8 protein-coding genes are annotated in these 7,265 nt (G+C 61.1%); 4 read left to right on the top strand and 4 right to left on the bottom strand.

Translation table 11 applies throughout. The features are described from left to right. Positions 1-622, top strand: a 622-nt coding sequence (locus VGP75_RS04955; protein WP_526025502.1) for an MFS transporter, incomplete at its 5' end; no start/stop codon positions are given. 25 nt (positions 623-647) lie between these two features. Here VGP75_RS04955 and ndk read toward each other — a convergent pair. Together ndk and VGP75_RS04945 are read right to left on the bottom strand one after the other, a co-directional pair. Beyond that, entirely contained in the window at positions 648-1,070 is a 423-nt protein-coding gene (gene ndk, locus VGP75_RS04950) for a nucleoside-diphosphate kinase (RefSeq protein WP_110278672.1), read from the bottom strand. A 99-nt stretch (positions 1,071-1,169) separates the two neighbouring features. Then, complete coding sequence (locus tag VGP75_RS04945) at positions 1,170-2,063, bottom strand: DMT family transporter (RefSeq protein WP_327542597.1); 894 nt, start codon at positions 2,061-2,063, stop codon at positions 1,170-1,172. Between the two features lie 105 nt (positions 2,064-2,168). Between VGP75_RS04945 and VGP75_RS04940 the strand changes: the two genes are divergently transcribed. From VGP75_RS04940 to VGP75_RS04930, 3 genes are all read left to right on the top strand, one after another. Then, positions 2,169-4,022, top strand: coding sequence for an ABC-F family ATP-binding cassette domain-containing protein (locus VGP75_RS04940; RefSeq protein ID WP_327542596.1), 1,854 nt, complete (start codon positions 2,169-2,171; stop codon positions 4,020-4,022). 87 nt (positions 4,023-4,109) lie between these two features. Then, the gene (locus tag VGP75_RS04935; protein WP_327542595.1) at positions 4,110-4,739 is read left to right on the top strand and encodes a MarC family protein; all 630 of its coding nucleotides are present in this window, start codon (positions 4,110-4,112) and stop codon (positions 4,737-4,739) included. 16 nt (positions 4,740-4,755) lie between these two features. Next, positions 4,756-5,334 (top strand): retropepsin-like aspartic protease family protein, encoded by a 579-nt coding sequence (locus tag VGP75_RS04930; protein ID WP_327542594.1) that lies wholly within the window; start codon positions 4,756-4,758, stop codon positions 5,332-5,334. Between the two features lie 118 nt (positions 5,335-5,452). On the opposite strand, the gene VGP75_RS04925 is transcribed toward VGP75_RS04930, so the two are convergent. After that, entirely contained in the window at positions 5,453-5,917 is a 465-nt protein-coding gene (locus VGP75_RS04925; RefSeq protein WP_327542593.1) for a DNA polymerase III subunit chi, read from the bottom strand. Beyond that, the coding region (locus VGP75_RS04920; protein ID WP_327542592.1) for a leucyl aminopeptidase at positions 5,917-7,265 on the bottom strand (1,349 nt) is incomplete at its 5' end. The genes VGP75_RS04925 and VGP75_RS04920, both read right to left, overlap by 1 nt.

Genomic DNA, 7,265 nt, shown 5'->3' with positions numbered 1-7,265 from the left:
CGAGGTCCCCTCGCGCATCACCTTGGCGGCCCTGCGCGGTGTGGCGCTTTCGCCTGCGCGCTTGCCCGTTGCAATGGTCTGTCTGGGGGCCAGCGTCTTTGCAGGTATGGCCAATTTCCAGACCGTTTTCGCCGATGCGCGCGGGCTTGATTACGCGCAATTCTTCCTGACCTACACCACAACGGTGGTTGTGGGGCGGATGATCCTTGCGCGCTATAAGGGGGGCGAGAACACGTATCGCACCATCGCGGTGCTGCAATATATCATGGGCGCCAGCGTGGTGCTGTTCATCTTCAGCGGGGCCAGCCTGCCCGCCTATCTGCTTGTCGCCTTCCTTTTCGGGCTCGGCTACGGCATGTCCTATCCACTGCTGGTCAGCATGGCCGTACAGGATGCCGATGATGGTCTTGGCGCGCAAACGCTGCAGCTTTTTGCGCTGACCTACTTTATCGGGATTTTCGGCTTTCCCCTGATCGCAGGCTGGATGATCGTCGAGGTTGGCACAACAGCGCTGCTGATCCTCACGGCCCTGCTCGCGATGATCGAAGCTACGCTGGCGCTGCGTCGTGCGCAAAGAAAAAACCGCCCGCACCAATCAGGCGCGGACGGTTCTGTGGCTTGACCCGCAGGTCAGGGCTAGCCCTGATTTAACCGACCAGTTCGAGACCGGAGAAGAAGAATGCGATCTCTTCCGCCGCTGTCTCAGGCGCGTCGGACCCGTGGACCGAATTTTCGCCGATGGACAGGGCGAATTCCTTGCGTATCGTGCCGGGTGCTGCGTCTGCGGGGTTGGTCGCACCCATAACTTCGCGGTTTTTCGCAATCGCGTCTTCGCCTTCCAGAACCTGCACAACAATCGGCTCGGAGATCATGAATTCGCACAGCTCGCCAAAGAACGGACGCTCGGAGTGCACACCGTAGAACTGCTGCGCCTGTGCCAGTGTCAACTGGATGCGCTTGGATGCGACAACGCGCAGGCCTGCTTCTTCGAATTTCGCGGTGATTGCACCTGTCAGGTTACGCTTGGTGGCGTCAGGTTTGATGATGGAAAAAGTACGCTGGATAGCCATGTGAGCCTCTTGATGATTTACGAGGCGGATGCCTCGGTGAAATGATGGCTGCGCCCTACCATGCGCGTCTGGCCATGAAAAGGCGTGAATTGCGCGCTGCTAGGCAGGGCGCGGTTTGCGGCTTGGCAAAAACTCCAGCACACCTGCGACCAATACCAAGCTGCCCCCTATCCATTCGCCGGGCGACAACACCTCACCCGCGATCACCGAAGCCGACACAACACTGATCAGCACCTCGGAGATCATCAAAATTCCCACGCGCGCCGGTTCCAGCTTCGTCGTGGCCCAGAGCAGGCCCACAATCGACAGCGCCCACCATAGGATGGCACAAAACACGACCCAAAAGGCAACGGCGCCCGGTTGCGGCAGTGCCGCGATATCCGGCAAAGGGGCCACAAGCGGCGCCAGAATCAGCCCGCCTCCCAAGGCCCCCACGGCAAACAGAAACGTGCTTTCCGCGGGTCGCGCCGTCGCCTTTACCTTGATCCCGATCGAGGCCACAGCCCAGCAAACCCCGCTTGTCAGGCCAAGCCATTCGCCAAGCCCGCGGGGCACAGGCAGCTCACCATCCCCGCCCAGCATCACAACAAGCCCCACGATGCCCGCCAGCAGTGCGGCAATGCGCGGCCCCGTGATCGGCCAGCCCATCACATACCGCCCAATGAGCGTGCTCCAGATCGGGGTGAGGTAGAACAGGATCACAATAATCGCCACGCGCCCGTAAAGCAGGCCCAGCGAATAAAGCATCAGCGAACAGCCGCCCAGGACCAGCGAGGCAACAGCCATGGGGTGCGACCTGAGGAGCCGATGGCGCCCGCGCCACCCCCAAGGGGCCAGCACCGTGACAGCCACAACCATGATCGCCACAGTGCCCCAAGGCCCCGTCAGCCCCAGCGCATCAATCTGGCGCAAGGGCAGCCAGTACAAACCCCAAAGCATGCCGAAACCCACGATGGTTAGACTGGCCAGAAAGATGGTGCGCGGTGTATCCATACCCACCGCTTAGCAACGTGCCTCTCGTGGTACCAGCCACAACAATCGCAGGGCTGCAGAAAACGGGTGATTGACCCCGCCCAGACGATCAATCATAGCGCGCATATGCTCAAGATTTCAGATATCACTTATTCCGTCGAAGGCCGCACACTGGTCGAACACGCAACCGTCACCATCCCTGCCGGCCATAAGGTCGGGCTTGTGGGGCGCAATGGCTCGGGCAAGACCACGCTGTTTCGGGTGATCCGCGGCGAAATGGTGCTTGATACAGGCAGTGTCAGCATCCCCAAAGGCTGGAAGATCGGCGGCGTCAGCCAAGAGGTGCCCGGCAACGAGGTGTCTTTGATCAACACCGTCTTGCGCGCCGATACCGAACGCGAGGCGCTTTTGGCCGAGGCCGAGATCGCCACAGACCCTGCCCGCATCGCCGAGGTGCAGACACGTCTGGCCGATATCGAGGCATGGTCCGCCGAGGCGCGCGCCGCCACCATCCTGCGAGGCCTTGGCTTTACCCATGAAGAACAACAGATGCCCTGTTCGGCTTTTTCGGGCGGCTGGCGGATGCGCGTGGCCCTTGCCGCAGTGCTGTTCTCCGAACCCGATCTGTTGCTGCTCGACGAGCCGACAAACTATCTCGACCTTGAAGGCGCGCTCTGGCTTGAGGCCTATCTTGTCAAATACCCCCACACCGTGCTGATCGTCAGCCACGACCGCGAGTTGCTAAACCGCTCGGTCGGCGGCATCCTGCACCTCGAAGACAAGGGCCTGATCTACTACACCGGCCCCTATGACACCTTCGCGCGCCAACGCGCCGCCAACCGCGCGGTGCAAGCAGCGGCGGCCAAGAAACAGGACGCGCAACGCGCGCATTTGCAGGCCTTTGTCGACCGCTTCAAAGCGAAAGCCTCAAAAGCCAAGCAGGCACAATCGCGCGTGAAGATGCTCGAAAAGATGGAAACGATCCGCGCGCCCGAAGATGCGGCACGCACGGTCTTTACCTTCCCTGAGCCGGAAGAACTCTCGCCGCCGATCATCGCGACCGAAGGGGCCGCCGTAGGCTATGGCAACACCATCGTGCTGCACGATCTGAACCTGCGGATCGACCAAGACGACCGGATCGCCCTTCTGGGGCGCAACGGTGAAGGCAAATCGACCCTATCGAAGATGCTCTCGGACCGTCTGCCGCTTGCGCGTGGCAAGATGGTGACCTCGAACAAATTGCGGATCGGCTTTTTCGCCCAGCATCAGGTCGATGAGCTGCGGATCGAGGAAACCCCGCTTGACCACCTGTTCCGCGAACGCCCCAATGAAGGCCAGGCCAAATTGCGCGCCCGACTAGCCGGTTTCGGCCTTGGTGCGGATCAGGCCGATACCGCAGTGGGCCGTCTGTCCGGTGGGCAAAAGGCACGTCTGTCGCTCTTGCTGGCCACCCTGCCCGCGCCACACCTTCTGATCCTGGACGAGCCCACCAACCACCTTGATATCGAAAGCCGCGAAGCGCTGGTCGAGGCTCTGACCGCCTATTCCGGTGCGGTGATCCTTGTCAGCCACGACATGCACCTTTTGTCCATGGTGGCCGACCGTCTGTGGCTTGTGAAAGACGGTCATGTCACATCTTACGACGACGACCTGAACGCCTATCGCAAAATGCTGCTGACGCCGGAAAAGCCCCGCGAAAAGGAAAAACCCGCCCCCGTCAAAGCGCCAAAACCGTCGCGCGAAGCGATTGCCGCGTTGCGCAAAGAGGTGCGCAACAACGAGGAACGGGTCAAGAAAATCAACGACATGCGTGACAAGCTCGCCAAAAAACTGGCCGATCCCGTCCTCTACGAGGATGGCAAGGCGGGTGAGCTTGCCACATGGAACAAGAAATACGCCGAAGTGATGGACGGTCTGGACCGCGCCGAGGCCATGTGGATGGCATCGCTCGAGAAACTCGAAAAAGCCGAAAAAAGCTGATCCCGGACTTTCTGCGTCCCCTCAAACTTCCGCCGGAGGCAATCCTGCCCTTGCCACCGCGCGGCCACATCTGGCAGACAGAATACCATGACCGAAATACCAGCCCTCATCGCAGCCTTCACAACGCTGTTCATCATCATCGACCCCCCCGGTCTTGCGCCAGTGTTCATTGCCCTGACCCAAGGCATGACCGCGCAGCAACGCCGCGCCATCGCCCTGCGCGCCTTTCTGGTCGCGGCAGGGCTGATGATGGTGTTCCTGCTGCTGGGCGAGGCGGTCCTGGGCTTTATCGGCATCTCGATGGACGCCTTCCGCATCGCAGGCGGGATCCTGCTTTTTCTGACCGCGCTGGACATGCTTTTCCAGCGCCGACAGGCGCGGCGTGCCGGTGAGGCCGCCGAAGGTCAGGCCGAACACCAAGACGACCCTTCAGTCTTTCCACTGGCCCTGCCGCTGATTGTTGGTCCCGGTGCTATCACCACGGTCATATTGTTGGCGGGCCAGACCCAGAGTGCTGCAGAAATGGGGGCCATCGCAGGCGTGGTGATCGCTGTCCTGCTGATCGTCCTTCTGGCCTTCCTTGCCGCACCCGCAATTGAACGTGCGCTGGGCAAAACTGGCCTGAACATCGTCACCCGCCTTCTGGGCATGTTGCTCGCGGCTTTGGCCGTGCAATTCGTGCTTGATGGTCTGCGGGGTTTCGGGATCGGCGCCTAGTGCCTATATCTGTGCCATGACCACTGACCAAATCATGCAATTGACCTATCTGGTCCTTCTGGGGGCCGCCATTGGCGGCTCGGCCATCGTGGTCGGGCGCAAGAATATGGGCAAGATGGCGCAGCAGGCCGCGATCTGGGCGCTGATCTTTATCGGCGTGATCGGCGCTTACGGGCTGTGGGAGGATATCAGCAATAACGTCAACCCGCGCCAGACCATCCTCAGCGAAAGCGCCATCGCCGTACCGCGCAGCAATGACGGGCACTATCATCTGACCCTTGATGTCAACGGCACGGCGATTGACTTTGTCATTGATACCGGTGCCAGCCAGGTCGTGCTGTCCCAACGCGATGCGGCACGGATCGGGATTGATGCCAACAGCCTGAATTACTCGGGCGCGGCCAGCACCGCCAATGGCGTGGTCCGCACGGCCCCTGTGGTGCTGGATCAGGTACGATTGGGTGCCATCACCGACCGTAATGTGCCAGCCGTGGTCAACGGTGGCGAAATGGACAATTCGCTACTGGGGATGACCTATCTGGGGCTTTATAACCGGATCGAGATTTCCAACGGTGAACTGGTGTTGAACCGATGATCCGCGCATTCGCCCTCCTGCTTCTTCTGGCTGCCTGCACGCCCGCGCCCGCCGAGCTGCCCGAAGGGTTTGACCCGACATTCACGTTCTAGCGGATCAGCGCATCAGGTAAGGTGGATCAGGATCCACCCTCCTTTTCAGCTTTCTTCGTCCAGCGCCCTGCCTCTTGCGCCCAGTATTGCGCAGCACAGCCTGCGTCGGTCAGCGCCTTCCACTGGCCACGCGCCACATCAAGTGCTGCACCATCATGGCCATCAAACAGGATACAGGTCCGCTCGGCGGCGCTGACTTCCTCGGCGCTTACGGCGGCCCCACCCACACTCATGACGCAGGCAAACCCGTCACCGGGTACATCGCCCAACAAGACAGGTTGGTCCGCGTCATAGGGACCGCCCGCAAGGCCATGGGGTAGAAACCCGTCCTCGGGGCCCTGCCACAGCACCTCGTCCAACCGCTTCAAAAGTGCCGCGTCATGCCCACGCACCAGCACCCGCCAGCCTGCGCCGCGTGCCTTGCCGATCAACATCGGCAAGGTCGCCTCAAGCGGGCTGTCGGTCAGATGGTAGAAAAACGCAGCCCCCATCAGCCCTTCTCGTAATTGTCGGCAATCAACCGGTTCAGCGCCATGACACCCCAGCCGGTCGCCCCTGCAGGGGCCAGTGCGGTCTCTTTCTTCACGCTGGCGGTACCCGCAATATCCAGATGCGCCCAAGGCACGTCAGGTTTGACAAACCGCTGCAGGAACTGCGCGGCAATCACCGCACCGCCCATGCGTCCGCCGACGTTCTTCATATCCGCGATCCGTGATTTCAACTCCGCGTCATAGCCCGCCCCCAAAGGCATCCGCCAGACGCCTTCGCCTTCCGCAGCCGCGGCTTTCGCAAAAGCGGCACTCAGATCGTCCGAGTTCGAGAACATCCCTGCGTTTTCATGGCCCAAGGCCACCAAAATCGCGCCGGTCAAAGTGGCCAGATTGATCATGCCCACCGGCTTGAACCGCTCTTGCGCGTACCACAGCACATCGGCCAGCACCAAACGGCCCTCGGCGTCGGTGTTGATGATCTCGATCGTGTCGCCTTTCATGGATTTCACCACGTCACCGGGGCGGGTGGCATTGCCCGAGGGCATGTTCTCCACCAACCCCACAATCCCAACGACATTGGCCTTGGCCTTGCGCAGCGCCAGCGTGCGCATGACACCTGCCACAACGCCCGCACCGCCCATGTCCATGGTCATCTCTTCCATACCACCGGGCTGTTTGAGACTGATGCCGCCGGTGTCAAAGACCACGCCTTTGCCCACAAGCGCAAAAGGCGCTTCCTTGCCGCCACCGTTCCAGGACATCACAACCACTTTGGTAGGGCTGTCCGATCCTTGACCGACACTCAAAAGCGTGCGCATCCCCAGCTTGGCCAGATCATCCTCTTCGAGGATTTCCACCTCAAGCCCCAGTTCCTGCATCGCCGCAAGCCGTGCGGCGAAATCATCCGTTGTCAGCACATTGGCGGGTTCATTGGTCAGATCACGGGTGAAAAACACGCCTTCGGCCACAGCTGCCATCGGTGCCGCCGCTTTCGCCACGTCTTCAGGCTTCGAAACCATGAATGTGACCTTTCCAACCGTTTTGGCTGGCGCAGTCTTATGGCTCTCGAACGCATAGCCCCGCAGCGCGAGCCCCAGCGCAATCTCGTCTGCGCGCGCGATCGTACCCGCGAGGACCAGCAGGTCATCACTGTTCTGGATTTTGGCAAGTTGCGCACCGGCCTTACGCGCATCCGCACAGCTTGGCTTGCGCCCCAGCTTCACCACGACCACAGCCACCGCTGCCATGCCCGCCGGATACCCAAGCGGTGCGGCATCGCCCTCCGCCATCTTTTCAAAAGCCGCGCTCTCGACAAACCGTGTCAGCGCCTTGCGGGTCAGCGTGTTCA

This window comes from Yoonia sp. (genome assembly GCF_036007805.1).
Lineage (GTDB): Bacteria > Pseudomonadota > Alphaproteobacteria > Rhodobacterales > Rhodobacteraceae > Yoonia.
The sequence above is the reverse complement of the archived record's forward strand: the minus strand, read 5'-3'. Positions and strand labels throughout refer to the sequence as shown.